Source organism: Rhodobium gokarnense (assembly GCF_025961475.1).
Lineage (GTDB): Bacteria > Pseudomonadota > Alphaproteobacteria > Rhizobiales > Rhodobiaceae > Rhodobium > Rhodobium gokarnense.
The window spans coordinates 198,100-224,948 of sequence record NZ_JAOQNS010000008.1; the positions used below are offsets into that span (position 1 = coordinate 198,100).

26 protein-coding genes are annotated in these 26,849 nt (G+C 66.9%); 18 read left to right on the forward strand and 8 right to left on the reverse strand.

Annotated elements, in window-relative coordinates; all coding sequences use genetic code 11:
- The first annotated feature begins 49 nt into the window (after positions 1 to 49).
- From hisB to hisF, 6 genes are read left to right on the forward strand one after another with little or no spacing between them, the layout of a single operon-like run.
- Complete coding sequence (gene hisB, locus M2319_RS15175) at positions 50 to 643, forward strand: imidazoleglycerol-phosphate dehydratase HisB (protein WP_264602354.1); 594 nt, start codon at positions 50 to 52, stop codon at positions 641 to 643.
- A 12-nt stretch (positions 644 to 655) separates the two neighbouring features.
- On the forward strand, positions 656 to 1,150 hold the full coding sequence (locus M2319_RS15180) for a DUF2628 domain-containing protein (protein WP_264602308.1): 495 nt from the start codon (positions 656 to 658) through the stop codon (positions 1,148 to 1,150).
- Between the two features lie 17 nt (positions 1,151 to 1,167).
- The gene (hisH, locus tag M2319_RS15185) at positions 1,168 to 1,818 is read left to right on the forward strand and encodes an imidazole glycerol phosphate synthase subunit HisH (protein WP_264602309.1); all 651 of its coding nucleotides are present in this window, start codon (positions 1,168 to 1,170) and stop codon (positions 1,816 to 1,818) included.
- Positions 1,815 to 2,540, forward strand: a complete 726-nt coding sequence (gene hisA, locus M2319_RS15190) for a 1-(5-phosphoribosyl)-5-[(5-phosphoribosylamino)methylideneamino]imidazole-4-carboxamide isomerase (protein ID WP_264602310.1) — start codon at positions 1,815 to 1,817, stop codon at positions 2,538 to 2,540. Before hisH ends, hisA begins: the two co-directional genes overlap by 4 nt.
- A 7-nt stretch (positions 2,541 to 2,547) precedes the next feature.
- Positions 2,548 to 3,381, forward strand: a complete 834-nt coding sequence (locus M2319_RS15195; RefSeq protein ID WP_264602311.1) for an arginase family protein — start codon at positions 2,548 to 2,550, stop codon at positions 3,379 to 3,381.
- Positions 3,378 to 4,157, forward strand: a complete 780-nt coding sequence (hisF, locus tag M2319_RS15200; RefSeq protein ID WP_264602312.1) for an imidazole glycerol phosphate synthase subunit HisF — start codon at positions 3,378 to 3,380, stop codon at positions 4,155 to 4,157. Before M2319_RS15195 ends, hisF begins: the two co-directional genes overlap by 4 nt.
- Positions 4,158 to 4,424: 267 nt before the next feature.
- On the opposite strand, the gene M2319_RS15205 is transcribed toward hisF, so the two are convergent.
- Positions 4,425 to 4,982, reverse strand: a complete 558-nt coding sequence (locus M2319_RS15205; protein WP_264602313.1) for an HNH endonuclease — start codon at positions 4,980 to 4,982, stop codon at positions 4,425 to 4,427.
- 183 nt (positions 4,983 to 5,165) lie between these two features.
- Positions 5,166 to 5,810: a DNA-3-methyladenine glycosylase family protein gene (locus M2319_RS15210; protein WP_264602314.1), complete on the reverse strand. Its 645-nt coding sequence runs from the start codon at positions 5,808 to 5,810 to the stop codon at positions 5,166 to 5,168.
- A gap of 135 nt (positions 5,811 to 5,945) precedes the next feature.
- Between M2319_RS15210 and gluQRS the strand changes: the two genes are divergently transcribed.
- Together gluQRS and lysM are read left to right on the forward strand one after the other, a co-directional pair.
- Positions 5,946 to 6,800, forward strand: a complete 855-nt coding sequence (gene gluQRS, locus M2319_RS15215) for a tRNA glutamyl-Q(34) synthetase GluQRS (RefSeq protein ID WP_264602315.1) — start codon at positions 5,946 to 5,948, stop codon at positions 6,798 to 6,800.
- 100 nt (positions 6,801 to 6,900) lie between these two features.
- Complete coding sequence (lysM, locus tag M2319_RS15220; RefSeq protein WP_264602316.1) at positions 6,901 to 7,332, forward strand: peptidoglycan-binding protein LysM; 432 nt, start codon at positions 6,901 to 6,903, stop codon at positions 7,330 to 7,332.
- A gap of 69 nt (positions 7,333 to 7,401) precedes the next feature.
- Here lysM and M2319_RS15225 read toward each other — a convergent pair whose 3' ends face one another.
- Positions 7,402 to 8,358, reverse strand: a complete 957-nt coding sequence (locus tag M2319_RS15225) for an AEC family transporter (protein WP_264602317.1) — start codon at positions 8,356 to 8,358, stop codon at positions 7,402 to 7,404.
- 157 nt (positions 8,359 to 8,515) lie between these two features.
- On the opposite strand from M2319_RS15225, the gene M2319_RS15230 reads away from it, so the two are divergent.
- On the forward strand, positions 8,516 to 9,712 hold the full coding sequence (locus M2319_RS15230) for an ATP-binding response regulator (protein ID WP_264602318.1): 1,197 nt from the start codon (positions 8,516 to 8,518) through the stop codon (positions 9,710 to 9,712).
- A 498-nt stretch (positions 9,713 to 10,210) separates the two neighbouring features.
- Here the strand turns inward: M2319_RS15230 and M2319_RS15235 are convergent, their stop codons facing one another.
- From M2319_RS15235 to M2319_RS15245, 3 genes are read right to left on the reverse strand one after another with little or no spacing between them, the layout of a single operon-like run.
- The gene (locus tag M2319_RS15235) at positions 10,211 to 10,942 is read right to left on the reverse strand and encodes a DUF429 domain-containing protein (protein WP_264602319.1); all 732 of its coding nucleotides are present in this window, start codon (positions 10,940 to 10,942) and stop codon (positions 10,211 to 10,213) included.
- An 18-nt stretch (positions 10,943 to 10,960) separates the two neighbouring features.
- Positions 10,961 to 11,884 (reverse strand): pyridoxal kinase, encoded by a 924-nt coding sequence (gene pdxY / locus M2319_RS15240; RefSeq protein WP_319801787.1) that lies wholly within the window; start codon positions 11,882 to 11,884, stop codon positions 10,961 to 10,963.
- Between the two features lie 43 nt (positions 11,885 to 11,927).
- The gene (locus M2319_RS15245; RefSeq protein ID WP_264602320.1) at positions 11,928 to 13,103 is read right to left on the reverse strand and encodes an NAD(P)/FAD-dependent oxidoreductase; all 1,176 of its coding nucleotides are present in this window, start codon (positions 13,101 to 13,103) and stop codon (positions 11,928 to 11,930) included.
- A gap of 93 nt (positions 13,104 to 13,196) precedes the next feature.
- On the opposite strand from M2319_RS15245, the gene M2319_RS15250 reads away from it, so the two are divergent.
- Positions 13,197 to 14,090: an HpcH/HpaI aldolase/citrate lyase family protein gene (locus M2319_RS15250; RefSeq protein WP_264602321.1), complete on the forward strand. Its 894-nt coding sequence runs from the start codon at positions 13,197 to 13,199 to the stop codon at positions 14,088 to 14,090.
- Positions 14,091 to 14,203: 113 nt separating this feature from the next.
- A complete protein-coding gene (locus tag M2319_RS15255; RefSeq protein WP_264602322.1) occupies positions 14,204 to 15,175 on the forward strand; it encodes an endonuclease/exonuclease/phosphatase family protein in 972 nt (323 codons plus the stop codon).
- Positions 15,176 to 15,572: 397 nt separating this feature from the next.
- Here M2319_RS15255 and M2319_RS15260 read toward each other — a convergent pair whose 3' ends face one another.
- Positions 15,573 to 15,908, reverse strand: coding sequence for a c-type cytochrome (locus M2319_RS15260; RefSeq protein WP_264602323.1), 336 nt, complete (start codon positions 15,906 to 15,908; stop codon positions 15,573 to 15,575).
- Between the two features lie 84 nt (positions 15,909 to 15,992).
- Here M2319_RS15260 and ggt point away from each other — a divergent pair, with 84 nt between their 5' ends.
- The 3 genes from ggt (at position 15,993) to M2319_RS15275 (ending at position 19,578) form a co-directional block, all read left to right on the forward strand.
- Positions 15,993 to 17,798 carry a gamma-glutamyltransferase gene (gene ggt, locus M2319_RS15265; protein ID WP_264602324.1) on the forward strand — a complete coding sequence of 602 codons (1,806 nt, stop codon included), beginning with the start codon at positions 15,993 to 15,995 and terminating at the stop codon, positions 17,796 to 17,798.
- A gap of 108 nt (positions 17,799 to 17,906) precedes the next feature.
- Positions 17,907 to 18,989: a ChaN family lipoprotein gene (locus M2319_RS15270; protein WP_264602325.1), complete on the forward strand. Its 1,083-nt coding sequence runs from the start codon at positions 17,907 to 17,909 to the stop codon at positions 18,987 to 18,989.
- Between the two features lie 142 nt (positions 18,990 to 19,131).
- Complete coding sequence (locus M2319_RS15275) at positions 19,132 to 19,578, forward strand: lipid-binding SYLF domain-containing protein (RefSeq protein WP_264602326.1); 447 nt, start codon at positions 19,132 to 19,134, stop codon at positions 19,576 to 19,578.
- An 87-nt stretch (positions 19,579 to 19,665) separates the two neighbouring features.
- On the opposite strand, the gene M2319_RS15280 is transcribed toward M2319_RS15275, so the two are convergent.
- On the reverse strand, positions 19,666 to 20,004 hold the full coding sequence (locus M2319_RS15280; RefSeq protein WP_264602327.1) for a TusE/DsrC/DsvC family sulfur relay protein: 339 nt from the start codon (positions 20,002 to 20,004) through the stop codon (positions 19,666 to 19,668).
- A gap of 313 nt (positions 20,005 to 20,317) precedes the next feature.
- Between M2319_RS15280 and M2319_RS15285 the strand changes: the two genes are divergently transcribed.
- From M2319_RS15285 to xth, 4 genes are all read left to right on the forward strand, one after another.
- The gene (locus M2319_RS15285; protein ID WP_264602328.1) at positions 20,318 to 21,040 is read left to right on the forward strand and encodes a LuxR family transcriptional regulator; all 723 of its coding nucleotides are present in this window, start codon (positions 20,318 to 20,320) and stop codon (positions 21,038 to 21,040) included.
- Positions 21,041 to 21,270: 230 nt separating this feature from the next.
- On the forward strand, positions 21,271 to 21,915 hold the full coding sequence (locus tag M2319_RS15290) for an acyl-homoserine-lactone synthase (RefSeq protein WP_264602329.1): 645 nt from the start codon (positions 21,271 to 21,273) through the stop codon (positions 21,913 to 21,915).
- Between the two features lie 233 nt (positions 21,916 to 22,148).
- Positions 22,149 to 25,598: a pyruvate carboxylase gene (gene pyc, locus M2319_RS15295; protein WP_264602330.1), complete on the forward strand. Its 3,450-nt coding sequence runs from the start codon at positions 22,149 to 22,151 to the stop codon at positions 25,596 to 25,598.
- A 349-nt stretch (positions 25,599 to 25,947) separates the two neighbouring features.
- Positions 25,948 to 26,757: an exodeoxyribonuclease III gene (gene xth, locus M2319_RS15300; protein ID WP_264602331.1), complete on the forward strand. Its 810-nt coding sequence runs from the start codon at positions 25,948 to 25,950 to the stop codon at positions 26,755 to 26,757.
- The last annotated feature ends 92 nt before the right edge of the window (positions 26,758 to 26,849 follow it).

Sequence of the window (26,849 nt, forward strand, 5' to 3'; positions counted from 1 at the left end):
GACCCCACCAGCTTGATAAAAGACCGCTCGCATGAAGGAGACCGCGACCATGCGCCAGGCGAGCGTTACCCGCACCACCAAGGAGACCGAGATCTCGGTCAGCCTTGATCTCGACGGCACCGGAAAGGGCGATATCGAGACCGGTATCGGCTTTTTCGACCATATGCTCGACCAGCTTTCGCGCCACGGTATGATCGACCTGACCGTCCGCGCGAAAGGCGACCTCCACATCGACATGCACCACACCGTGGAGGACACCGGCATCGCGCTCGGCCAGGCGATCGCCCAGGCGCTCGGCGATATGGCCGGAATCACCCGCTATGCCGACGTGCTCCTGCCCATGGACGAAACCCTGACCCGGGCCGCCATCGACGTCTCCGGCCGGCCGTTCCTGGTCTTCAAGGTGGACATCCCGAAAGCCAAGATCGGCGACTTCGACACCGAGCTGGTGGAAGAGTTCTTCCGCGCCATCACCATGAATGCCGGGATCACGCTGCACGTGGAAACCCTCTACGGCACCAACAGCCACCACATCGTGGAAAGCTCGTTCAAGGCGCTCGCCCGGGCCCTGCGCCAGGCGCTGGAGATCGATCCGCGCCGCGCCGGCGCCGTTCCCTCCACCAAGGGCCAGCTCGGCGGATAAGGCATTTCGGCCATGGCAGCCTTCATGGTGATGACTCCGCCGGCCTCCGGCGATCCGGTGAGCGATGCGGTGAAGACGGCCTTCGTCAAGGACGGCTTCTCGTGGGCGGCCCTCTTCTTCGCGCCGCTCTGGGCGCTCTATCACGGCCTCTGGCTGGTGCTGACCTGCTGGATCGTCATCAGCCTTGCCATCGGCGCGGTCGGCGACTTTTTCAGCATGGGTGCCGGCCAGGTGCTGTCGCTGGCGTTTTCGCTGCTCTTTGCGCTGGAGGCCAACCAGCTCCGCCGCTGGACCCTGCAGCGCCGCGGCTGGCAGCTTTCCGGCGTCGTCGTCGGGCGCGACCGTGAAGAGTATGAGCGGCGCTATTTCGATCGCCTGCTGGCCGCCGGTCAGCCGCAGGACGACCCATCGACACCGGCGCCCGAACGCCGGCGCGCCGAGCCGCCGCGGGCCCGCGCGACAGGCACCGGCGTCATCGGCTCGATGCCGACGCCAAGGGGGGCGTGAATGCCAGGGGGGCTTCAATGACCGTTGCGATTATCGACTATGGCTCCGGCAATCTGCGCTCCGCCGCGAAGGCCTTCGAGCGCGCCGCCCGCGAGGCCGGCACCGGCCAGGAGATCGTCGTGACCTCCGACCCGGATGTGGTCGCCAAGGCCGATCGGGTCGTGCTTCCGGGCGTCGGCGCCTTTGCCGACTGCAAGGCCGGGCTTTTCGCCGTCGACGGCATGGCCGAGGCGCTGATGGAGGCCGTGGAGACGGCAGGCACGCCGTTCCTCGGCATCTGCGTCGGCATGCAGCTCATGGCCGCGCGCGGCCTGGAACACGGCGTGACGGAAGGTTTCGGCTGGATCCCCGGCGAGGTGACGCGCATCGCGCCCAACGATCCGACCCTGAAGATCCCGCATATGGGCTGGAACACCATCCGGCTCCTGCGCGACCACCCGCTGATGGACGGCATCGACACTGGCCCGGACGGCCTACACGCCTATTTCGTCCACTCCTACCATTTGAAGGCGGAGAACGCGGCCGACGTGGTCGCCGTCGCCGACTATGGCGGGCCGGTGACGGCGATGGTCGCAAAGGGCAACAAGGTCGGCACCCAGTTCCACCCGGAAAAGAGCCAGGCGCTGGGTCTCACCCTGATCGCCAATTTCCTGAAGTGGACGCCATGATCCTCTTTCCCGCCATCGACCTGAAGGACGGTCAGTGCGTCCGCCTGAAGCTCGGCGATATGGACGAGGCCACTGTCTTCAACGACGACCCGGCCGCGCAGGCGAAGGCCTTCGAGGACGCCGGCTTTGAGTATCTCCACGTCGTCGATCTCAACGGCGCCTTCGAGGGCCGCAGCGTCAACGGCGCGGCCGTAGAAGCCATTCGCGCGGCCATAAAAATTCCGATCCAGCTCGGCGGCGGCATCCGGGATAGGGCCGGCATCGAGGCCTGGCTGGAAAAGGGCATCACAAGGGTGATCCTCGGCACCGTCGCCGTGCGCGATCCGGAGCTGGTCAAGGCAGCCTGCAAGGCCCATCCGGGGCGCATTGCGGTCGGCATCGACGCCAAGGGCGGCAAGGTGGCGGTGGAAGGCTGGGCCGAGACCTCGACGCTCTCCGCCATCGACCTCGCCAAGAAATTCGAGGACGCGGGCGTTGCCGCCATCATCTACACCGACATCGACCGCGACGGCGTCCTCAAGGGCCTCAACATTCCCTCGACGCTGGAGCTGGCCAATGCCGTCTCCATCCCCGTCATCGCCTCCGGCGGCCTAGCCTCCATCGACGACGTCAGGCGCCTGACCGAGCCCGACTGCGCGATCCTTGAAGGCGCCATCTCCGGCCGCGCGCTCTATGACGGGCGGCTCGATGCGACAGAGGCGCTGGCGGTGCTGAAGGGGTGAGCCGGCCGTGAACGTCGCCCTCATTCTTGCGCCCTATGACAGTGGCCACCATCGCGCCGGCATGGGCCTTGGCCCCGAGGCGCTCCTTGCCGGCGGGCTGAGGGGCCGGTTGGAGGCCGTCGGACATCACGTCGAGCTTGTCGATATCGGCCGGGCCGGCGACGACCAGGGCCGCGAGATCGCCACCGGCTTTGCCGTCTGTTCCGCCGTTGCCGAAGCAGCGTCCGCGGCGCGCGCCGGGAGCCGTTTCCCGGTCGTGCTTGCCGGTAACTGCCTCACCGCGGCCGGTGCGGTCGCCGGCGAAGGCGCCGAGGCGATCTGCTGGTTCGACCAGCATGGCGACCTCAACACGCCGGAGACCTCGGGCTACGGGTTCCTCGACGGCATGGCGCTTGCCACCGTCCTCGGCCTCTGCTGGCGGCCGATGGCGGCGACAATCCCCGGCTTTCGTCCGATCGACCCGGCGCATTGCCTGCTGGTCGATGCGCGCGACCTCGACCCAGACGAGGTCGAGCTCCTTGAGGAAATACCCGTTTCGCGGGTGGAGACCGGGGCCGTCGCCGACAGCCTTGCTTCGGCCGGAGCGGGCCTTGCGACCCATATCCACGTCGACCTCGACATCCACGACCCGCGCGCCCTTCGCGTCAACCGCTACGGAACGGCGGGCGGCCCCGGACCAGCCGAGCTGCGTGCGGCCGTTTCCGCCATTGCCCGCGCCCGGCCGGTTTGTGGTATCACCCTCAGCGCCTATGATCCGGCTTACGACCTTCAGGCCCGCGTCCCCGCGGCCGTTGCCGATCTTCTGGCAGACTTCCTTTCCGCGATGGAAACCGCGCTATGACTCTCAAAGCCCGTGTCATCCCCTGCCTCGACGTCAAGGACGGCCGCGTCGTCAAGGGCGTCAATTTCGTCGACCTGATCGATGCCGGCGACCCGGTCGAGGCCGCCAAGGCCTATGACGCCGCCGGCGCCGACGAGCTGTGCTTCCTCGACATCACGGCGAGCCACGAGAACCGCGGCATCATCCTCGACGTGGTGCGGCGGACGGCAGAGGAGTGCTTCATGCCGGTGACGGTCGGCGGCGGCGTGCGCACCACCGAGGACATCCGCAAGCTGCTGGTCGCCGGCGCCGACAAGGTCTCGATCAACACGGCGGCCGTCAACGACCGCGACTTCGTGCGCCGGGCGGCGGAGAAATTCGGCGAGCAGTGCATCGTCGTCGCCATCGACGCCAAGCTTGTGTCGAAGGAGGGCGAGGCCCCGCGCTGGGAGATTTTTACCCATGGCGGGCGCAACCCGACCGGGCTCGACGCGGTGGACTACGCCCGCGAGGTGGTCTCCCTCGGCGCAGGCGAGATCCTGCTGACCTCTATGGACCGCGACGGCACCAAGATCGGCTTCGACACGGAACTGACCCGCACGATTGCCGATGCCGTCCCGGTGCCGGTGATCGCCTCCGGCGGTGTCGGCACGCTCGACCACCTCGTCGACGGCATCACCGAGGGCCACGCGACGGCGGTCCTCGCCGCCTCGATCTTCCACTTCGGCACCCATTCGATCCGCGAAGCCAAGGAGCACATGGCCGCGGCCGGGGTATCGGTGCGCCTCGACGCCTGAGGCTTTTGGCGGTTCCGCGTGCATGATCTTCTGCCGTCACCCCGGCCGCAGCGGAGCGGAGGGCCGGCGTCCAATGCCCATCTCAAAACGGTATGTCCGTTATTGTTGGAATGCCGTTGCCTGGATCGCTTCGCTCCGCTCGCGATGACACTGAAATGACGAGTAAATTTCAGTTCGCCGTCATTGCGGGCGCAGTTAAGCAATCCAGAAAACCTTGGCGTCCGGGGAAAGATCGTCCGAAATCAATTCCGGGAAAAACACCGCGCCCTACGGTTCCAGCTCGGTGTCCCAGTACAGAAAGTCCATCCAGCTATCGTGGAGGTAGTTCGGCGGGAAGCGGCGGCCGTTGCGGTGGAGGTCGTTGAGGGAGGGCCGGAACGGCATCTGCATCGGCCACATGTCGATGTCGCCGCAGGACTTGTTGCCCTTTTTGAGATTGCAGGGCGCGCAGGCGGTAATGACGTTTTCCCAGGTGGTCATGCCGCCCCGGGAGCGCGGCACCAGGTGGTCGAAGGTGAGGTCGACCGGCGCGCCGCAATACTGGCACTGGAATTTGTCTCTGAGGAAAACGTTGAAGCGGGTGAAGGCGGGACTTCGGTTCGGTCTGACGTAGTTCTTGAGCGAGACCACGCTCGGCAGGCGCATCTCGAAGCTCGGACTTCGAACGGTAACGTCGTATTCGGAGACGATGTTGACCCTGTCGAGGAACACCGCCTTCAGGGCGTCCTGCCAGGCCCAGAGGGACAGCGGGTAGTAGCTCAACGGCCGGTAGTCCGCGTTGAGGACAAGCGCCGGATGCGCTCCGGGTGATACGGCAACTGTCACGCCAGATCCTCGCGTCGAATCATGGATTTCCGCTCGGCGGCGCAATATTGTTAGGTTGAGGTGTCAGATTTGTGAAGACCCCGGCTCCTTCTGAGGGGTCCCGAGCGGCCGCGGGCGGCCATTTCGTGCCCCGTCTCAAGCGTCCTTACCGCCGGACCAGGCCGGTTCTTGTCCGCCGTATCGTCAGATCGGCATGACGTCCCGGCCCTTCCGGCAGACGCTATAGTAGGACCAAAACAGCCGCGAGGCTACACTGCGCCACGGCGCCCAGCCCTCCGCCATCTCAGCGACCGCCTTCGGTTTCGGCCGCTCCGCAAAGCCGAACGCCTCGCCGACGGCGACCTGGAGCGCAAGGTCGCCGGCCGGAAATATGTCCGGATGGCCGGCGCAGAACATCAGATAGACCTCGGCGGTCCAGGGCCCGATGCCGCGGATTGCGGTGAGGACGGCGATCGCCTCCTCCTGCGGCAATTCGCCAAGGGCGTCGATCGCAAGGTGCCCGCCCGAAGCCGCTTCCGCGATCGCCCGCAGCGTGCGGATTTTCGGGGCGGAAAGGCCGCACGCGCGGAGATCGGTCTCGTCGATCGCCAGCAGGCCGTCTGCGGTAAAGGGCGCCAGTGCCGCTTCCAGCCGGCGAAAGATGGCATCGGCGCTGGCCTTGGAAAGCTGCTGGGCGACGACGATCTCGCACAGCCCGTCGAGGCCGCCATGGCGCCGCCGCAGCGGCACGCTTCCTGCCGCCTCGATGATGGGCTGAAGCCGCGCGTCGGCCCTGGCGATGTGGGACAGGCCCTCGGCGATGTCGGCCTCGGTTTCGATGCGGCGCATGGCTAGCTCCCTGTTCGCTCGAAAGCATCGCGTCTCTGCGCCGCCCGTCAAGCCGGAACCTGCGCGACGGGTTTTGCGCCATGACTTTCACCCGTCTATGAGTTTCCGATCCGTCGCCGCAAGGAAGTGCCGTTCGTGACCGCTCCCGTCTTCCGCTTCGCGCCCAGCCCCAACGGCCGCCTCCATCTCGGCCACGCGCTCTCCGCGCTCAAGAATTTCGAGATGGCGAGGGAGACCGGCGGCCGGCTTCTGCTCAGGATCGAGGACATCGATCTCGGCCGGGCGCGGCCGGAATTCGAGCAGGCGATCTACGAGGACCTCGACTGGCTCGGCATCACCTGGGAGGAGCCGGTGCGCCGGCAGTCGGAGCATTTTTCCGACTATGAGGCGGCGCTGGACCGCCTGAAGGTGGCCGGCCTCGTTTATCGAAGTACCGCGACCCGCAAGGAGGTCGCCGACGAAATCGCCGCCCGCGAAGCGGGAACCGGAAAGGCCTGGCCGCGCGATCCCGACGGCGCGCCGCTCTATCCTTTTGGTTCCAGCGATTCGTCGGCAGATGACGTCCCGTCCGCCTGGCGGCTCGACATGCGAGCGGCCATCGACCGCATCGGCCAAGACTTTTCATGGACGGAAACGGGTGAGGGTCCGCACGGCGAAACCGGCGAGGTGACCGCAAAACCCGACGCCTGGGGCGACGTGCTGGTGGCGCGCAAGGATGTGCCGACGAGCTACCATCTCTCCGTCGTCGTCGATGATGCGCTGGAGGGCGTCACCCATGTGGTGCGCGGCCGTGACCTGTTCTGGTCGACGTCGGTGCACAGGCTGCTGCAGACCCTCCTTGGCCTGCCCGCGCCCGTCTACCACCACCACCGGCTGATCCTCGACGAGGACGGCCGCAAGCTCTCCAAGTCGCGCCGCGACACCAGCCTTTCGGAACTGCGCGCCGCCGGTGCCACGCCGGCCGATATCCGGCGCCTCGTCGGGCTCTGAGCCGGTCGATTTCCCTGCGCTGCTTCTACTGGCAAAGGCCTCGACAAATCCCTATCTCGGAATAGCTACGTAATTCTGCAGATCATGGAGGGAAAGCAGGATGGGATTTTTCGATTTCGTCAAGGACGCGGGCAAGTCGCTCTGGGGCGGTGACGACGAGGCGGAGGCCGCCGAGGCGATCGAGAAGGAAGTCAAGGATCTCGGCCTTGGGGGCGACGTCCAGATCAAGGTCGACGGCGACACGGTGAAGATCGCCGGCATGGCGCCGAGCCAGGAGATCAAGGAAAAGATCATCCTCGCCGCCGGCAACGTCGCCGGCATCGGCAAGGTGGAAGAGGAGATCGGCACCGACGAGGCGGCCGACCCGGCCGTGTTCCATACCGTGGCCAAGGGCGACACGCTCTGGGCGATCGCCGAAAAGCACTATGGCAACGGCTCGAAATACACCGCGATCTTCGAGGCCAACCGGCCGATGCTGAGCGATCCGGACAAGATCTATCCCGGCCAGGTGCTGCGCATCCCGGCGCTCTGACGTCGAGGCACGGGTACGAAGACGGAAGGCGGCCCCGCGGATCGGGCCGCCTTTTTCGTTTGAGCGGGCTCAGTTCACGCCGAGGATCGCCAGAAGCATGGTCACCGTGACCACCGAGGCGGCCGTCGTAATGGTGATGGTGTTGGAGGCGAGCGCCAGGCCCGTCCGGAAGCGGTTGGCCATCAGGTAGGTGTTGACGCCGGCCGGGCAGGCCGCGCCGATGGTGATGACCGTAACCCAGAGCGGCGGCAGGTTGGTGAGGTAGTACGCGAACACGAAGACGATGATCGGCAGCACCACCACCTTCAGCACCGACAGGACGAGTGCCGGCCCGACATTGCCGCCAATGCCGTAGCGCTTCAGCGCCATGCCGAGGGCAAAGAGGGCGCAGGGCGTTGCGGTCGCCGTGAGCTGGTTGACCAGCGCCTTCGGCAGGCCGTCGAGCGTGAGCCCGGTGTAGCGGAAGCCGATGCCGACGAGGATGGCCAGGATCAGCGGGTTGACGATCAGGTTGCGCGCCAGGGTGCGCACCAGTTTTGCCCGGCTCGGCTTCTCGCCGCCGACGTCCTCGAGCCGGTTGGCCCGTTCGATCAGGATGGTCCCGACCACCATCATGATCGGCAGGTGCACCGAAATCAGGATCAGCAGCGGAACGGTGCCGGCCTCGCCGAAGGCGGTGTAGGTGATCGGCACGCCGACCAGCACCAGATTGGAATAGCCGGCGGCGAAACCGGCGACGACGCCGGCATGGACGTTGCGCTTGAAGCCCTTGCGGATGAGGAGGTCGGCGATGACCCAGATGATCGCGACCGCCGAGAAATAGGAAATCCACACCGGCCAGGGCGAGATGTCGGGGAAGTCGGCGGTCGCCAGCGTGCGGAAGATCAGCACGGGCATGGCGATGGTGAAGACGAAATCGCCGAGCGCTTCGCCGGTCTCGGTCTTCAGGATGTTGAACCAGGCAATCGCATAGCCGAGGCCGATGAGCGCGAATGCGGGAAGGACAATGAGGGCAACGTCAGTCATGCGCGTGCCTCCGGGCACGCCGGCGGAGCGCGATATGTCGCGCTTGCGCCGTCTGGAATTCCGAACAATTTCGAGTTTTTACCGCAGCTCCGGTCGACCTCGGGAGCAGTTCGAGTAGAGTGCGGCGCTGACAGGACAACCGAGCAGCATTTTGGTCATGACCGATGACAGCCCCGATGACAAGACACCTGCGGTGGAATCCAAGGTTGCCGAGGAGGACGCACCCTTCCTTGCGGTGATCGGTCATGAGTTACGCACGCCGCTGGCGGCGATGATGACGGCGGCCGATCTCCTCGGCGAAACGTCGCTGACGGAGCGCCAGCGCGGCTACCTGAAGACCCTGAAACAGGCGGCCGAGGGCAGCCTGATGCTGGCGGAACTGCTGCTGGCCGTGGGCCGGCGCGGACCGGCCGGCGTGCGCGAGGAGGCGGCCGCGTTCGAGCCGGCCGCCGTCATCGGCTCCGTCGTCGACCTGTTCCGCCCACTGGCCGGGCACAAGGGGCTGGAAATGGCGGCAGACCTTCCTGCGGCGACGCACCGCAGGGTCTCGGGGCGGCCGAAAACCCTGCGCCAGGCGGTCACCGCGCTCCTCGACAATGCGGTCAAGTATTCCGACCGGGGCACGGTCGCGCTTCAGGCCGAGCTTGCCGGCGGGGATGGCGGCTCGGCCGACCTCGTCGTGACGATCCGCGACAGCGGGCCCGGAATTGCCGGCAGCGAGCGGGCCCGGGTGTTCGAGGCGTTCCAGCGCGGCACCGGCGCCGACGGCATTTCCTCCGGCTACGGTCTCGGCCTGTGGATCACGGCAAAGCTGGCCGAGGCGGCCGGCGGCAGCCTCGGCCTCAGCGACGACGTGGAGGCCGGTGCGTCCTTCCGGCTGCATTTCCCGGTCGAAGTGCTCGATGCCGGCGGAGCGGAGCCGGATGTCGACGTCGAGGCGTCCGCCATGCCCGATGCGGCACCGGCGGAGCGGCAGGGCCTTTCGGGCGCCCGGTTCCTCGTCGTCGACGACAACGCCCTCGGCCGGCGCCTGATCGCGGCCTGCCTCGACGGCTTCGGCGCCACCTACAGGATGGCGGCAAGCGGCGGCGAAGCGCTGGAGGCGCTCCGCTCAGAGCGCTTCGACGCCGTCCTGATGGACATCCGCATGCCCGACATGAGCGGCGTCGACGTCGCAAGGCACATCGCCACCATGGCCGCGCCACCGCCGGTCATCGGCCTGTCCGCCGACGTGCCGGAGCCGGGATCGCCCGCGGCCGACGAAACCCTCTTTGCCGCCTTCATCGCCAAGCCGTTCCAGCCCGCGGCCCTGCACGAGAGGCTGACGGAAGTGCTGGCCCGCGCGGACGCCTGAGGTGTCCGGTTTCTTGAAATCGTACACGGCAGTTCCGTCGTCGCGAGGGTCCGAAGGACGGGGAGCGGCACGTGACGCGAGCCTGGGAAGGCGACGCGGCGATCCAGAGCAATTGGCTCGGAGCGTCTGGCCCTGGCTTGCCGCACTCCCTACGCTCGCTCGCAACGACGGCGGCCGGCTCCGCATTCATTTGGATGCACGCGCGTCGGCCCCGCACTCGGCCGTCGCCCCGGGCTTGACCCGGGGCCCATTGCCCCTGTCCACACGGTATGCCGGATGTTGGCATCGCAAGGCGTGGGCGTGAGGATCCGTCACGGCAGGACCCTCGACGGGCTACTGTGCCGAGGCGGGCAATGGGTCCCGGGTCTGCGCTTCGCTCCGCCCGGGATGACCGAAGAGGGTGCTTGCCGTTCCGCGCAGACAGAAATGCCGTACTGGATTGCCGCACTCGCTTCGCTCGTTCGCAATGACGGCGGCTTGGGTCGCGAAAGAATCCGGTTACGCCCAGATGGCGATTCGGAGCCCCTTGGCATCCCGCGGCGGGTCGGGCGGGAACGGGGTCGCGGTGCCGTTGACGATACGCACCGCGATGGCCGCGCAGGCGCAGGCATCGACCATGTCGTCGAGGCCGCATCCCGGGAGCGGGCGCTCGAAGAGCTTCGGATCGTAGCCGAAACGCTCCAGCAGTTGCGCCCGTTCGGCGATGCCCGCCGGGTTCGCCCGGCTCTTCACCTTCTTCGGCAGGGACATCGGCGCTTCCCCATTGAGCCGCCAGAAGGCGAGCTCCGGATGGACCTCGTAGACGCGGGCCTCCAGCGCCGGCGTCATCAGCGCGTCGATCTCGCGGATTTTTAGAAAAATGTTGAAGGCCTGCTTGGAAATCTTCTTCGGCGGATCGGAGGCGGCAAGCGCGAGGGCGCAGGCTGTTCGGTAATCCTCCTCCATGACCGCGGCGCGGGCGGGGATGGAAAACACAGAGGACTGGCGCTGCCCGAGCAATGACCGCACCGCCTTTTCCGCGGCCCGCCCGCTTCCCGAAATCCGCTCCGGCAGGCCGATGGGCATGTCGACGGCGACAACCGCCGGCGCTTCCGGCGCATCCAGAATGTCGGCGAAGCGGGAAAAGGTCCTGAGGACCGTGGCGCCGGGGTCCCCGGACGGGTGGAACGCGGCGACCCAGCCGCCCCGGATGCCGTCGACGCCGGCGATGACGGTCGCCCGATCACCCATTTTGATCAGCCGTGTCTGTCAGCCATTGGCGGCCTTGGTGCCGATCCGGCGCATGGTGACCATGGCCATCGGCTTGTCGAGGGCAATCTGTTCGGCGGCGATCGCCAGTTCGTCGTCGCCGCGCTTGACGCTGCGCGAGACCAGTTCATAGACGGCCGCCGCCGCCCGCGACAGCGCGGCTTCCCGATCACGGCCGTCGACGAGATGGGCAAGGAACAGGGCGGCGAGGAGGTCGCCCGGCCCGTGCGGCGCCTCCGGCACGGTGGTGTGCTCGGCCATGATCGCCTCCGTCCCGGTCACAAGAAGGTTGCCGATGCCGCCGCGCAGATAGCCGGGAAGGGAGGAGACGAGGACCTGTTCGGGCCCGAGACCACGGGCAGCCATCACCGCCTCGTCGGCCGTCTCCGGCGACGTGCCGGTGAACCAGCCGAGTTCGAAGAGGTTCGGCGTTGCGATATCAGCGACCGGCAGCAGCTTTTCCTTCAGCGCCTCGGCGACGGGTTCCGGCACGTAGAGCGCGCCGCGATCGCCGGCGATCGGGTCGCAGAGATATTTGAGGTCCGGGTTCTTCTCCCGGGCGATCGCCAGGAAGCAGGAGATCGCCTCGGCCTGTTCCGCATCGCCGAGATAGCCGCTGAGGACGGCGCCGACCTCGCTTAAGTAATCGGAGCTGGCGAGATCGTCGAGGATCGCCGCGAAATCCCGCATCGGCGGCGCGAACCGGGTGGCGGGGCCATGGCCCGGATGCCAGGGCAGCACGACCGTCGGCACGAACCAGACCGGAAAGCCGAAGCGCTGCAGGGCAAAGAGCGCCCCCCGTCCGCCGACCGCACCGCGCGAGACCAGCGAGTTGATGACGACGATGGCGGGTTTTTTCGGCGCAAGCAGCATGTTCGGGTCGGCCTTTGGCGTACGAAGGCGCACGCGAATCGCAGAACTCAAAGCATTCACCCGAACGGTCCGCTTCGGCAAGCGCCAGGACGGGTCAGATCACGGCAAGCTCGCGCACCGGGCTTTCCCGGGCGATCCGGTCGTAGGAAAACACCGACAGGTCGAGGGTCTGGTAGGCCCCGGTGGTGATCAGTTCGGCGAGCGCCCGCCCGGCCGCCGGCGCCTGCTGCAGGCCGTGGCCGGAAAAGCCGTTGGCAAAGAAGAAGTTGGAAAGCTCCGGGTGGGGTCCGAGAATGGCGTTCTGGTCGAAGCGGTTATAGTCGTAATGGCCGGCCCAGGCGTTGAGGCACTTGATCGCCTCGAAGGCCGGTACCCGGTGGGCGAGCGCCGGCCAGATCACCTCGTCGAAGAGGTGCCAGTCGGGGTCGAAGTCGCCCGGCTCCGCAGGGCCGTCATTGGGCTCGGCCGGCGACATGCCGGAGATGAAGTGATGGCCCTCGGGCCGCACATAGACGCCGCAGGGGTCGACCATCAGCGGCATCGGGCCGATCTTTTCCCGGCAGTCGAAGACGAAGACGGAGCGCTTGCGCGGCTCGACGGGCAGTGCGACGCCGGCAAGGCCGGCAAGGGCACCGGCCTCGGGCCCGGCCGCGTTGACGATGATGCCGGCCGGAACGACGGTGCCGTCGGCAAGGTGCACCGCCGTCAGCCGGTCGCCGCTGCGCGAAAAGCCCTTTGCCTCGCCGGTGATGGTGGCAACGCCGTGGGCGGCCGCGGCCGAGCGCAGCAGGGACAGCAGCGAATGGGCGTCGAACCAGCCCTCGCCGGAGCGCCCGAAGGCGCCGGCGGAAAGGTCGTCGACATTGAGGAATGGAAAGGTCTCGGAAAGAACGTCCGGGCCGAGGAGGTCGATATCGGCGCCGGCCGCCCGCTGGACGCGGTGGTTGGCCGTCAAAATGTCGAGCCCGGCCGGTCCGGCAAGCAGCAGATAGCCGTTTTCCCGGAACGCGATGTCGGCCTCGAAGCCGAAGCGCTCGCGGATTTCCCGGATGAAGGCGAGCCCGAAGCGCGACATGGCGATGTTTTCCGGGGTCGAAAACTGCTGGCGGATCGAGGCGGCGGAGAGTGTCGTCGCCGAGCGCGCGAAGGTGGTGTCGCGCTCGATGACGGCGATCGAGCCGGCGAAGCCCGCCGTCTCGGTCAGGAAATAGGCCGTGCTGGCGCCGATGGCGGCACCGCCGACAATGACCACGTCGAAACCGGTCGTCACCCTTGTCCTCCGATACGCCCATTTTGAGACTGGCACGGTTCGCCGACAACGACTAGTGTCCGGCCAACTCCGTCAGCCCCGAAAGGTAGCACTATGAGCGAACTCTTCCGTCCGCGACGCAGCGTCCTTTATATGCCGGGATCGAATGCCCGGGCACTGGAAAAAGCCAAGACCCTTGACGCCGATGCCCTCATCCTCGACCTGGAAGACGCCGTGGCGCCGGAGGAAAAGGATCTCGCCCGCGAGCAGGTGGTCGAAGCGGTCAAATCCGGCGGCTACGGCGCCCGGGAACTGATCATCCGCGTCAACCCGGCCGGCACGCCCTGGGGCGCCGCCGACCTGGAGGCGGCGACCGAGGCCGGCCCCGACGCGGTGCTGGTGCCGAAGGTCAACACGGCGGCGGACATCCACCAGGTCGGACGCCGGCTCGCCGAGCTCCATGCCGATGCCCATGTGCGCATGTGGGCGATGATGGAAACGCCGCTCGCCATGCTCAATGCCGGCGAAATCGCCGCAGCCGCGGCCAGCCAGTACGGACGCCGGCTCGCTGCCCTCGTCATGGGCACCAACGATCTCGCCAAGGACAGCCGGGCGCGCTTCGTCGCCGGCCGCCAGCCGATGCTGGGCTGGCTCTCCACCTCAGTGCTTGCCGCCCGGTCCTATGGCCTCGACATCATCGACGGCGTCTTCAACGACCTCGACGACATGGACGGTTTTGAAGCCGAATGCGTCCAGGGCCGCGATTTCGGCATGGACGGCAAGACCCTGATCCATCCGCGCCAGCTCGGGCCGTGCAACGCCGTCTTCGCGCCGCCGGAGGAGGACATCGCCTGGTCGCGCAAGGTCATCGCCGCCTTCGAGGAGCCGGAGAACGAGGGCAAGGGCGTGATCAAGATCGGCGGCAAGATGGTCGAGCTGCTGCACCTGGAGATGGCCCGGCGTACCGTCCACATCGCCGAGGCTATCGCCGCGAAGTCCGCCGGCTGAACCGCGCCGCTGCGCCGGATGCCGCGCCCATCGGGCGCGGCTGACAGCCGCGTTCCGGCGTCCTATGCTGGGCCGACCGAGGATCTTCGGCGGGGTTCGGGAGCCCGGCGGCGATGCGCCTTGCCACCTTCAACCTGGAATCCTTCGGCGGCGAACGGGCCGGCGATCCCGACGTCGCGGCGCGCATCGACGTGTTGAAGCCACAGATCGAGCGGCTGCGCGCCGACATAATCTGTTTCCAGGAAGTCAACGGCCAGCGGCCCCATGGCGGCGGCCCGCGCCGGCTCGATGCCCTTGAGGATCTTGTTGCCGACCTCGACTGCGCCGGCTTCCACCTTGTCTCCAGCGGCGATCTGTCCTGCGGCGCCGCCGACGTCCACAATCTCGTAGTGCTGTCGCGCCATCCGATCGTCTCCGCCCGCGCGCTCCACCACGACCTCCTCGATCCACCGACCTGGCGTCGCCGCACCGCTGTCCCGCCCGATGAGGCGGCCGGGCCCGTCACCTGGGACCGGCCGATGCTTCAGGCGGAAATCGCGCTGCCGGGCGGGCGGCCGCTGCACCTTTTCAACGTCCATCTGCGCGCGCCGCTCGCCGCCCCGATCCCCGGCGGCAAGCTGACGGCCACCTCCTGGGGCCGCACGGATGCCTGGGCGGAAGGCTTCGCGCTGGCCGCCGTCAAGCGCCTCGGCCAGGCGGTGGAACTGCGGCTTGCGATCGATGCCATCTTCGATGCGAACGACGACGCCTTCGTCGCCGCCGTCGGCGACTTCAACGCCGATGCCCTGGAAACGCCGCTGAGGATCGCCATTGCCGGCGAGGACGACACAGGCAACGGCGATCTCGCATCCCGCTCCCTGACCCCGGTGGAGCGCAGCGTCTCCGGCGACCGGCGCTACACGGTGCTGCACCACGGCCGGCCGCTGATGCTCGACCACGTGCTGATCAGCCGGGCGCTGCTCGGCCGCTTCGACGGGGTGGAGATCCACAACGAGACGCTGACCGACGAACTGGTCGCCCAGGCGACCGGCCGAAGGGCGCCGGAATCCCACCACGCACCGGTGGTCGCGCGGTTCGTGGATTGAAGCGGATCTGCCAAGCCTTTTTTGGATTGCGAGGGATCGCGTCTTGTCGTCGAAAACCCAGGCAGCGCCCGAGCGCAAGGCGATTCAGTTGTGGACTCTCTCCCCAACCTGCCCCCTCTCCGCGTCATTGCCGGGCTTGACCCGGCAATCCATTCTGCCTTTCAGAACAATCCGTTGGCGCCCTATGGACTACCGGGTCAAGCCCGGTAGTGACGCAGAGCGGTGGGTACGGTGGTACTTTAGCCGCAAACCGGATGGCGGTCGGTCAAGTCCGGCAATGACGCCGAGGGCGTTGAACGGCACGGTCAGCAATCAATGCACCGCCTTTCGCCGAACGGAGAGTCGAGCAGGCGTCCCATCCTGTTTGGCAATGGAAACCTAGTCCCCGAGCCCTTCCCTATTTCTCGGCAAGGCTCATGATATAGGCGATGACGTCGGCGATCTCGTCGCGGGTCAGGTGCATGTCCGGCATCGGCGGGTGCGGCGTGACGAGGAAGACGGAAAGCCCGTCCTCGGTGACGTCCTCCCGCTCCGCCAGGCTCCTGAAGGTCGGAACGTCGGGGCTCGCCGTCGTCTGGTCGGCCGAGGCGACGTGGCAGTTGGCGCACCAGGTCCGGGCGATCCTCTCGCCGGCGGCCGGATTGCCCGTTCCCTGGCCGAGCGCCGGGCCGGACGCAGCAATAAGGCCGGCAAGGACGGCGGTGGTCACGAGCGGGGCGGATCGATAGGCCATCGGCAGTCTCCACTGGCGGGGGACGAATCGTATTCGAAACTGTGCAACGGTCTACTATGGGCCGCGGAGAAGCGGAGGATCAACATGACATTGTGCAAATTTAAGGCACACCCGGCCCGCGAGCGACGGAAGGTGGGGCGAACCCTCCTCGGCTCTGTCCTCGCCGCCAGCCTCGCTTTCGTGCCGGCCGTCCTTGCTTCGGGGTCCGCTGCCGCCCAGCCGGCGATCCTGTCCGGCAACGACCGGGTCCACCCCGTTGCGGCAAGCCACGGCATGGTGGCGAGTCAGGAGGCGCGGGCGAGCGAGATCGGCCTTGAGGTGCTGAAGAAGGGCGGCAACGCGGTCGATGCCGCGGTCGCCGTCGGCTTTGCCCTTGCCGTCACCCTGCCGCGGGCGGGCAATCTCGGCGGCGGCGGCTTCATGATCGTGCATCTGGCCGCAAAGGAGGGTGAGGCGAGCGGAAAGATAGTCGCCATCGACTACCGGGAGATGGCGCCGAAGGCGGCGTTCCGGGACATGTTCCTCGATAAGGAGGGCAACGCCGACAGCGACAGGTCGCGCTATTCCGGCCTTGCCGTCGGCGTGCCCGGCACCGTTGCCGGCCTCGCCCATGCCCACAAAACCTATGGCAGCGGCAAGTTCACCCTCGCCGAGCTGATCGCCCCGGCGGAAGAGCTGGCGCGGGGCGGCATGGCCGTCTCCGACGACCTCGCCTGGTCACTGGGCCTTGCCATGCTGCGCCTGAAGAAGGACCCGGACGCCGCCCGGATATTTTACCAGCCGAGCGGCGCGCCCTACGGCGTCGGCGACACGCTGGTGCAAAAGGACCTCGCCGACAGCCTTCAACGCATCGCCGACGAAGGCCCCGACGGCTTCTACAAGGGACCGGTCGCGGCGGCGATCGCCAAGGCGGTCACGGATGCCGGCGGCGCGATGACCGAGGACGACCTTGCCGCCTATGAGGTCAAGGAGCGCGAACCGGTGCGCGGCAGCTATCGCGGCTTCGATGTCGTCTCCATGCCGCCGCCCTCTTCCGGCGGCGTCCATATTGTCCAGATTCTCAACATCCTGGAGGGCTTTCCGCTCGCCGCCTCCGGCTTCGGCAGCGCCGAGACCATGCACGAGATGGCCGAGGCCATGAAGCTCGCCTTTGCCGACCGCTCCGAATTCCTCGGCGATCCGGACCATGTGGCGGTGCCGGTGAAGGCGCTGACGTCCAAGGCCTATGCGGACGACTTGCGCAAGACCATCGAAAAGGAGCGGGCGCGGCCGGCCGCGGAGATCAAGCCGGGCGATCCGGCGCCCTATGAGAGCGCCGAGACGACCCATTTCTCCGTCGTCGACGCCGACGGCAATGCGGTTTCCAACACCTACACGCTCAATTTCTCCTACGGCGTCGGCATTGTCGCGCCCGGCACCGGCATCCTCCTCAACAACGAGCTCGACGACTTTTCCGCAAAGCCGGGCGTTGCCAACGCCTACGGCCTGATCGGAGGCGAGGCCAACGCCGTGGCGCCGCGCAAGCGGCCGCTCTCCTCCATGAGCCCGACCATGGTGTTCAAGGACGGCGCCCTGGTGCTGGTCACCGGATCGCCCGGCGGCAGCCGCATCATCACCACGGTGCTGCAGATCATCGTCAACGTCGTCGACCACGGCATGAACATCGCCGAGGCGACGGTGGCGCCGCGCATGCACCACCAGTGGCTGCCGGACGAATTGCGCGTGGAGGAGGGCTTCAGCCCGGACACGATCCGGCTTCTGACCGAGCGCGGCCACGAGATCGCCGTCAAGACGACGATGGGCTCGACCCAGTCGATCCGTGTCCGGCCGGGCATGCTGACCGGCGCTTCCGATCCGCGCCGCCGCGGCGCGGCAACCGTCGGCTACTGAGGCGCACGACTTACGGTCGTGCGACCAGCAGTCCATGGCCGGGGCGCGCGTCGCAACCTATCTTGTATACGCATACCTAGTTATTTTCCTGCCTTTGAAAGGATCGACGTGACCAAAGGATCGAGCCTCAGGCGGGGCGGCCTCTTTGCATGCGCCCTTGCCGGTCTGTTTCTGCTTCCGGGGACGGTTCTTGCCGAGGCGCCGCCGGGCGGCTGGCAAAGCACCCACAATGTCGACCACCCGCTGGTCGGCCGCATCTGGTCGCTGCGGGAAAACCGGGAGGTGAGCGCGAAGGAGCTGGTCGACAGCCTTGCCGGGGCCAATTCCGTTCTCCTCGGCGAGATCCACGACAATCCCGACCACCACACCCTGCAGGCCTGGGCGATCGGCCAGCTCCTTGAGCGCGGCGGCCGGCCGGCCGTGGTGTTCGAGATGGTGCCCCAGGACCTTGCCGGCACGCTCGCCGCGTTCCTCAAGCGCTCGCGGCGCGATCCGGCCGATCTCGGCAAGGTGCTGGAATGGAACGAGCGCGGCTGGCCCGACTGGACAATCTACCAGCCGATCGCCGAGGTGGCGCTCAAGGCCAACCTGCCGATCAAGGCCGGCGACGTCGCCCGCGACCTGCAGCGCCAGGTCGGCCGCAAGGGCATCAAGGCCGTCGCGCCGGGCGACCGGGAACGGCTGATGATGGACCGCCCGCTCGACCCGGTGGCGGAGGACGGGCTGCTGGAAACCCTCCATGCCGGCCATTGCGGCATGATGCCCAAGGAGGCGCTGAGGCCGATGCTCGGCGTCCAGCGCCTGCGCGATGCGGTGATGGCCGACACGGTGCTCCTGGAATCGGCGGAAAAGCTAGGCTCGGTCCTGATCGCCGGCGCCGGCCATGTGCGCCGCGACTGGGCGGTGCCGTGGTACCTCACCCAAAGGGCGCCGAAGCTGCGCGTCAGGAGCCTCGCCTTTATCGAGGCGATGGCCGACAAGCCCGCCGTCACCGATTATCTGGACGCCGAAAGCGACGGGGTCGGGACCGACCGGCCGATCTACGATTTCGTCTGGTTCACGCCCCGGGCGACCCTCATCGACCATTGCGCCGAGCTCCGCGAGCGCTTCCGCAAGCGCCGGGAGGAGCGCCAGGCCGAGGAGAAGGCGCCGGAAAAGGGCGACGCCGTAGTTGAAGACACGGAACAATAACCCGTTACCGGGCGTTTCAACGCCGGCGGATCCAGAAACCCGTACAGTTGACGCGAAAACGCCGCCATTCGGCTGCAGGCTGTGCGTTGCCGTCCCGAAGGGCGGTTATGGATTTCGCGAATTCGGACGAGAGGACTTTCCAATGACCACCTTTTTTGGGCTGCGCACCATTGTTGCCGCGCTCATGATGACGATCGCCGCCGGCGCCTTCTTGCCCGACCAGGCGAAGGCCCAGGACGCCACCATCTCGCTGCGCGTCGGCAAGGTCGGCTTCATCGTCGGCGCTTCCGGCGGCAATGGCACGCTCGCCTATCGCGGCCAGCATTATCCGCTCAGCGTTGCCGGCATGAGCGTCGGCCTGACCATCGGTGCCGCCGAGGCCGACCTCGTCGGTGACGTCTACAATCTGCGCCGCGCCAGCGACATCGAGGGCATCTATACGGCGATTGAAAGCTCGGTCACCGCCGGCGGCGGCCAGGGCGAAATGCGCCTGAAGAACTCCAAGGGCGTGGAGATCTTCCTGCACGGCAAGCAGGCCGGCATCGAGGCCTCGCTCGCCACGTCGGGCATGCAGATCTCGCTGCGTTAAAGCGGCAGAGGCGACCGGCGGCATCGCCGGTCAACGGAACGGACAGGAATGGCGGGCCGCCTCGTGCGGCCCGCTTTTTTGCGGGGATCAGTAGCCGCCCTTGCGCCGGCTCTCCGGCAATCCGGCGATGCGGCCGCCCTGCTTGGAGGGATCGAGCGGGAAGAGATCGTAGAGATCCTTCTGGCCGACCTTCGCCCCCCACTTGTCGGACATCGCCTTGACGATGGCGCGGGTGTTCGGCTGGGTCTGGTTGTTGGTGAAATATTCGTCGCGCAGATAGTCGATGACGTCCCAGTGCCGGTCGGACAGCGTGATGTTCTCCGCCTCGGCCATGTGGACGGCGAGGTCCTTCGACCAGTCGTCCTGGTTTTCCAGGTACCCGCCGGCATTGGTTGCGATCTCGGTTCCGTTGAAGGTCAAGGACATAGGTCGTTTTCTCCCCAGAAAGGACGGTCCGGAAAGCCCGTCCGGCAGCGTTCCATGCCGCCGGCGCGCGTCGCCGTCGCAAATACATATTCATATTATAATATTCGAAAGCACGGCGAAAAGAGCAAAAAGCGCGGCCGGGGCGACGCTTTCCCGGAAAATAATTTCCCGAGAGCTTATACAGTAGATTCCGATTTTAAATCAGGCACCTGGAAGCATCGGATCGGTATTTCCACGAAGGATTTAACCGCTCGTTAACGCGGCGGGCGCATTGTAGGCGCCTGATAATCCGAATCCAGCCATGCAAAAAACGATGACCGAACTAGACCTTGCCATGAGTTTCGTCGAGGACGTCAAGAAGAAGACGTCGATCGACGATGTGCGCGATCAGTTCGCCAGGACCATCACCGCCTTCGGTTTCAAGTCCTATCTGATCGCCGGCGTGCCCCTGCCCGGCGAACGGCTCGACGATTATCATATGGCCTCCGGCCTGCCGCTGTCGTGGTTCGAGCGCTACATGCAGGAGAACTATGTCGGCGAGGATCCGGTCGTCAAAAGGCTGCGTTCCAGCGCCCAGCCCTTCGTCTGGCGCGATACGCTGAACGACCGCACCACCAACGAGCTCGGCACCAAGATCATGAACGAGGCCCATGAACACGGCCTCGGCGACGGCTTCTGCGTGCCGATCCACGGCGCCGACGGCTTCCAGGCCGGCGTCTCCCTAGGCGCCCCGGACGTCGATCTTTCCGAGCGTCACCGCGGCGCGCTGCATCTCATCTCCATCTACGTCCACAACCAGATTCGCGAGCTCCTGATGCGCGACCGCGTCGAGCTGCCGTCGGTGCGCCTGACGCCGCGTGAGCTGGAATGCCTGAAGTGGACGTCGGCCGGCAAGACGAGCTGGGAAATTTCCAAGATCCTCAACATCTCCCAGCACACGGTGGACTGGTATCTCGGCTCCCTCGGGCGCAAGCTCGGTGCCGTCAACCGAACCCAGGCCGTCGCCGAGGGCTTCCGCCGCGGCTTCCTGCACTAGGCCCCGGCGGGGCCGTCCGCTTCGCCCGATTTCCGCCCAAATCTAAGGGCTGGGGCAGGCCGGCAAAACGCCTTTCGGCCCCGGCCGATCCGCCAGAAATCCCCGGACAACCTGGACCTGCAGGGCGCCGAAAGCGGCCTTCCCTGTAGTTTTGCCAATACGAAAAATTAGGGGCTTGTTAACCTTAACGCGTCGGTCATAGTTAACGCCACCTTAACGGGGGCGTACATATGGCATGCGTAATCGAGGGTCATAAGGCCCATCTCTACCGCGACGAGTTGGAAAAAATTTACCGGCTCCGGCACCAGGTATTCGTCGAAGAGCGGGGCTGGAAAGACCTCTGGAAGCCGGACGGCCGCGAGATCGATCAGTTCGATACGGAAAGCGCGGTGCATATCGCAGCGTTCCGCAACGGCGAGGCGGCCGGCTGTGCCCGCCTGCTTCCGACCGTCGGCCCGCACCTCCTCACCGACGTCTATCCCTGGCTCTGCGAGAGGGGACCGATCCCCCGCGGACCGCACATCATCGAGTGGGGCCGCCACTGCGTCGCCAAGGCCTGGCGCGACGGCGGCCAGCCGAGCCGCGTCGGCGCGGAGCTGATCCTCGGCGTGCTGGAATACTGCCTGCCGCGGGGCATCACCGAATGCACCGGCGAGAGCGATCCGGTCTGGATCTCCGGCTTCCTGCAGCTCGGCTTCGACGTCGATCCGCTCGGCCTGCCGGAGGTCATCGATGACGGCCCGGTGGTCGCGGTGAAGATGACGTTCAGCGACAAGACCCTGGAGACGACCCGCAGCGTCGTCGGTATCCCGCACAGCGTGCTGGAGCCGGATCGCGAGGAAATGCCCGTCGGCGAGCTGCGCCTGCAGCACTGACCGCTTCAGCGCTGACAACAAAAAACGGCGTGGACCCGCTCCGCGCCGTTTTGCGTTGCAGCATTGGCTGGCCGGGATGCCGCCGTCGCTCTTTTCATCACAGCGGCCTGCGTGTACGAATCGGGTACGAAGTTTTCGGGATGGCCCGCGCCGAGACGACGTCTCCTCCCTGTCGTCGCCGCCGGCCGTTTGCCCCGCGCCTGCCACGGCCGGGAGAAAGAGGATATTGCCGAATGCCGATCCAGAAGCTGCTCGTCGCCAACCGGTCCGAAATTGCGATCCGCGTCTTTCGCGCCGCCAATGAGCTGGGGCTGAAGACGGTCGCCGTCTATGCCGACGAGGACAAGCTGGCGCTGCACCGGTTCAAGGCCGACGAGGCCTATCGCATCGGCCAGGGCATGGGCCCCATCGAGGCCTATCTGTCGATCCCGGAAGTGATCCGCGTCGCCAAGGAATCCGGCGCCGATGCCATCCATCCGGGCTACGGCTTTCTCTCCGAGAGCCCCGACTTCGCCGAGGCCTGCGCTGAGGCCAACATCGTCTTCGTCGGCCCGACGCCGGAAACCATGCGCCGGCTCGGCGACAAAATCGCCGCCCGCAACCTGGCGATCAAGGCCGGCGTCCCGGTGATGCCGGCGAGCGAGCCGCTGTCCGACGACATTTCCGAGGCGAAACGGGTCGCCGAAGAGATCGGCTATCCGCTGATGCTGAAGGCCTCCTGGGGCGGCGGCGGCCGCGGCATGCGGGTGATCCGCAACGAGGACGACCTCGCCAGGGAGACCATTGCCGCCAAGCGCGAGGCCAAGGCCGCCTTCGGCCGCGACGAGGTTTATCTGGAAAAGCTGGTGGAGCGAGCGCGCCATGTCGAGGTGCAGCTCCTCGGCGACAGCCACGGCAACATCGTCCACCTCAACGAGCGCGACTGCACCGTGCAGCGGCGCCACCAGAAAGTCGTCGAGCGCGCGCCGGCGCCCTATCTCGACGCCGCCCGCCGTGCCGAACTGACCGGCTACGCGCTCGCCATCGGCCGCGAGGCCGGCTATGTCGGCGCCGGCACGGTCGAGTTCCTGATGGACGCCGATACCGGCGCCTTCTACTTCATCGAGGTCAATCCGCGGGTCCAGGTCGAGCACACGGTGACCGAAGAGGTCACCGGCATCGACATCGTCAAGGCGCAGCTCAAGATCGCCGACGGTGCGGTGATCGGAACGCCCGATTCCGGCGTCCCGGCACAAGCCGACATCGACCTGCACGGCCACGCCCTGCAATGCCGGATCACCACGGAGGATCCGGAGCAGAACTTCATTCCGGACTATGGCCGCATCACCGCCTATCGCGGTGCCACCGGCTTCGGCATCCGGCTCGACGGCGGCACCGCCTATTCCGGCGCCGTCATCACCCGCTTCTATGACCCGCTCCTGGAAAAGGTCACCGCCTGGGCGCCGACGGCCGAAGAGGCGACCGCCCGCATGCACCGCGCCTTGCGCGAGTTCCGCATCCGCGGCGTCGCCACCAACCTGACGTTCCTGGAAAACGTCATCTCCCATCCGCAATTCCAGAACGCGGACTACACCACCCGCTTCATCGACGAGACGCCGGCCCTGTTCTCCCAGGTCTCGCGCCGCGACCGGGCAACGAAGCTCCTCACCTACATCGCCGACGTCACCGTCAACGGCCATCCGGAGACCCGCGACCGGCCGCTGCCGCCGGCCGAGGCGCGCCGGCCCGACATGCCGAAGCCGACCGGAACGCCGCCGGCCGGCACCAAGCAGCGCCTCGATGCCGAAGGGCCGGAGGCGTTTGCCAAATGGATGCGCGGCGAGGAGAAGGTGCTGGTCACCGACACCACTATGCGCGACGCCCACCAGTCGCTGCTCGCCACCCGCATGCGCAGCCACGACATCACCGGCATCGCCGAGACCTACGCCCACGGCCTGCCTGAACTGCTGTCGCTGGAATGCTGGGGCGGGGCGACCTTCGACGTCGCCATGCGGTTCCTGACCGAGGACCCCTGGGAGCGGCTTTCAGCCCTGCGCGAGCGGGTGCCGAACCTCCTCCTGCAGATGCTCCTGCGTGGCTCCAACGGTGTCGGCTACACCAACTATCCGGACAATGTGGTGCGCCATTTCGTCGACCGCGCGGCAAAGTCCGGCGTCGACCTCTTCCGCGTCTTCGACTGCCTCAACTGGGTGGAGAACATGCGCGTCTCCATGGATGCCGTCTGCGAGGCCGGCATGCTGTGTGAGGGCGCCATGTGCTACACCGGCGACATCCTCGATCCCGAGCGGGCCAAGTACGACCTCAAATACTATGTCGGCCTTGCCCGCGAGCTGGAGGATGCCGGCGCCCATATCATCGGCATCAAGGACATGGCCGGCCTCCTGAAGCCGGCGGCCGCCACCGTCCTCGTCAAGGCGCTGCGCGAGGCGACCGACCTGCCGATCCATTTCCACACCCACGACACCTCGGGCATTTCCGCGGCGACCGTCCTTGCCGCGGTCGATGCCGGCGTCGATGCGGTCGACGGGGCGATGGACGCGCTTTCCGGCATGACCTCCCAGCCCTGCCTCGGCTCCATCGTCGAGGCGCTGCGCGGCGGCCCGCGCGATCCCGGCCTCGATGCGGCCAAGATCCGCGAGATCTCGTTCTACTGGGAGGGCGTGCGCAAGCAGTACACGGCGTTCGAGCCGGACCTGCGCTCCGGTGCGTCCGAGGTCTATTTGCACGAAATGCCGGGCGGCCAGTTCACCAACCTGAAGGAACAGGCCCGCTCCCTCGGCCTTGAGCGCAAATGGCACGACGTCGCCCAGACCTATGCCGACGTCAACGACATGTTCGGCGACATCGTCAAGGTGACGCCGACGTCGAAGGTCGTCGGCGACATGGCGCTGATGATGGTCTCCCAGGACCTCACCGTCGACGACGTGATGGATCCGAAGCGCGACGTGGCGTTCCCGGAATCGGTCGTGCAGCTCATGCACGGCGATCTCGGCCAGCCGACCGGCGGCTGGCCGCCGGCGCTGCAGAAGAAGGTGCTGAAGTCGACCGAGCCGGTGACGGTGCGCCCGGGCTCGCTCTTAAAGCCCGCCGACCTCGATGCCGTGCGCAAGGAGGCTGAGGAGGCGATCGGCCGTGAGCTCACCGACAACGAGCTCGCCTCCTACCTGATGTACCCCAAGGTCTTCACCGAATTCGCCAAGGCCGAGGCGCTCTACGGCCCGGTGGCGGTGCTGCCGACGCCGGTCTATTTCTACGGCCTGCCGGCCGGCGAGGAGATCTTCGTCGACCTGGAGCGCGGCAAGACGCTGGTGATCCGCTGCCAGGCGGTCGGCGACGTCGACGACGAGGGCCAGGTGCGGGTGTTCTTCGAGATGAACGGCCAGCCGCGCTACGTCAAGGTGCCGGACCGCGCCCATGGTGCGGGCGATGCCGCCGTGCGCCGCAAGGCCGAGCCCGGCAACGCCGACCATGTGGCGGCCCCGATGCCGGGCGTCGTCTCCACGGTCAACGTCAAGGCCGGCCAGGAGGTCAAGAGCGGCGACATGCTGCTCTCCATCGAGGCGATGAAGATGGAAACGGCGCTCCACGCCGACCGCGACGGCACCGTCGCCGAGGTCGTCGTCCAGCCCGGCATGCAGATCGATGCCAAGGACCTGCTGGTGGTTTTCGAGGCTGCCGTATAAGGCTGAAGCGCTCTAGGCGGTCACATTTAGTTGAGCGGCGCGCGGACGGCACGGCATCGCGCGAGGCTTGACGGGCGTTTCACCCGCACCACCTTCACGGCAAGAAAGGGTCCGTCCGTTCCTTCGGTAAGCCCCCCGTCTCGCCGGGGACGGTTTCCCTTTCGGCGCTGGAATTCCCTCCCAGCGCCATGCGCCATCATCGCGCAGGCGCCCAGCCTCCCCCCGGGGCTGGGCGCTTTCGATTCCGCTCCCCTTTGCCAAGTGCGTTCGCGACGTGGTGCCTTTTGCCGGCCGATTGGGTATCAAGGGAGGCACTTCCCGCCGATTCTCTTTCCGGACACGACGAGCCATGACCGACGCCCTCAAGGTTGCCACCTGGAACATCAACTCCGTGCGCCTGCGCGCGGGCCTGGTCGAACGGCTCCTGACGGAGGAGGCGCCGGACGTCGTCTGCCTGCAGGAGACCAAGTGCCCCGACGCCGCCTTTCCGGAAAAGGGGTTCCGCCAGCTCGGCTACGAGCACATCGCCATGAAGGGCCAGAAGGGCTATCACGGCGTCGCCGTCCTCTCAAAACGGCCGTTTACCGCCGTCGACACCCGTGACTTCTGCGAAAAGGGCGATGCCCGCCACCTCGCCGTGACGCTCCCCTTTGCCGGCGCCGACGTCGTCATCCACAATTTCTATGTCCCCTCCGGCGGCGACGAGCCGGACCCCGCGGTCAACGACAAGTTCGCCCACAAGCTCGACTTCCTCGCCGAGATGAAGGATTGGCTGAGGGGGGAGGAGACCGCCCGCCCGGCGATCCTCGTCGGCGATCTCAATGTGGCGCCGCTCGAAGAGGACGTCTGGTCCCACAAGCAGCTCCTGAAGGTCGTCAGCCACACCCCGGTGGAGACCGACCTCCTGAAGGAGGTGCAGGCCGCCGGCGGCTGGGTCGACGTCATGCGCAAGACCGTGCCGGAGACGGAAAAGCTCTACACCTGGTGGAGCTACCGGGCGCGCGACTGGCAGACCTCCAATCGCGGCCGCCGGCTCGACCATGTCTGGGCGACGCCCGCCCTTGCCCCGGCCTACCGCGACATGCGGGTGGTGGCCGACGCCAGGGGCTGGGAAAAGCCGTCCGACCACGTACCGGTGATCGCCCGCTTCGAGGGGTAGGCTCCGCTCCCGCAAGCGCCCGGATTCCCGCGCCGCGAGAATTTTTTCGAACGCCAAGAAAAAAGCCCGGACCGTGCGAAACGGTCCGGGTA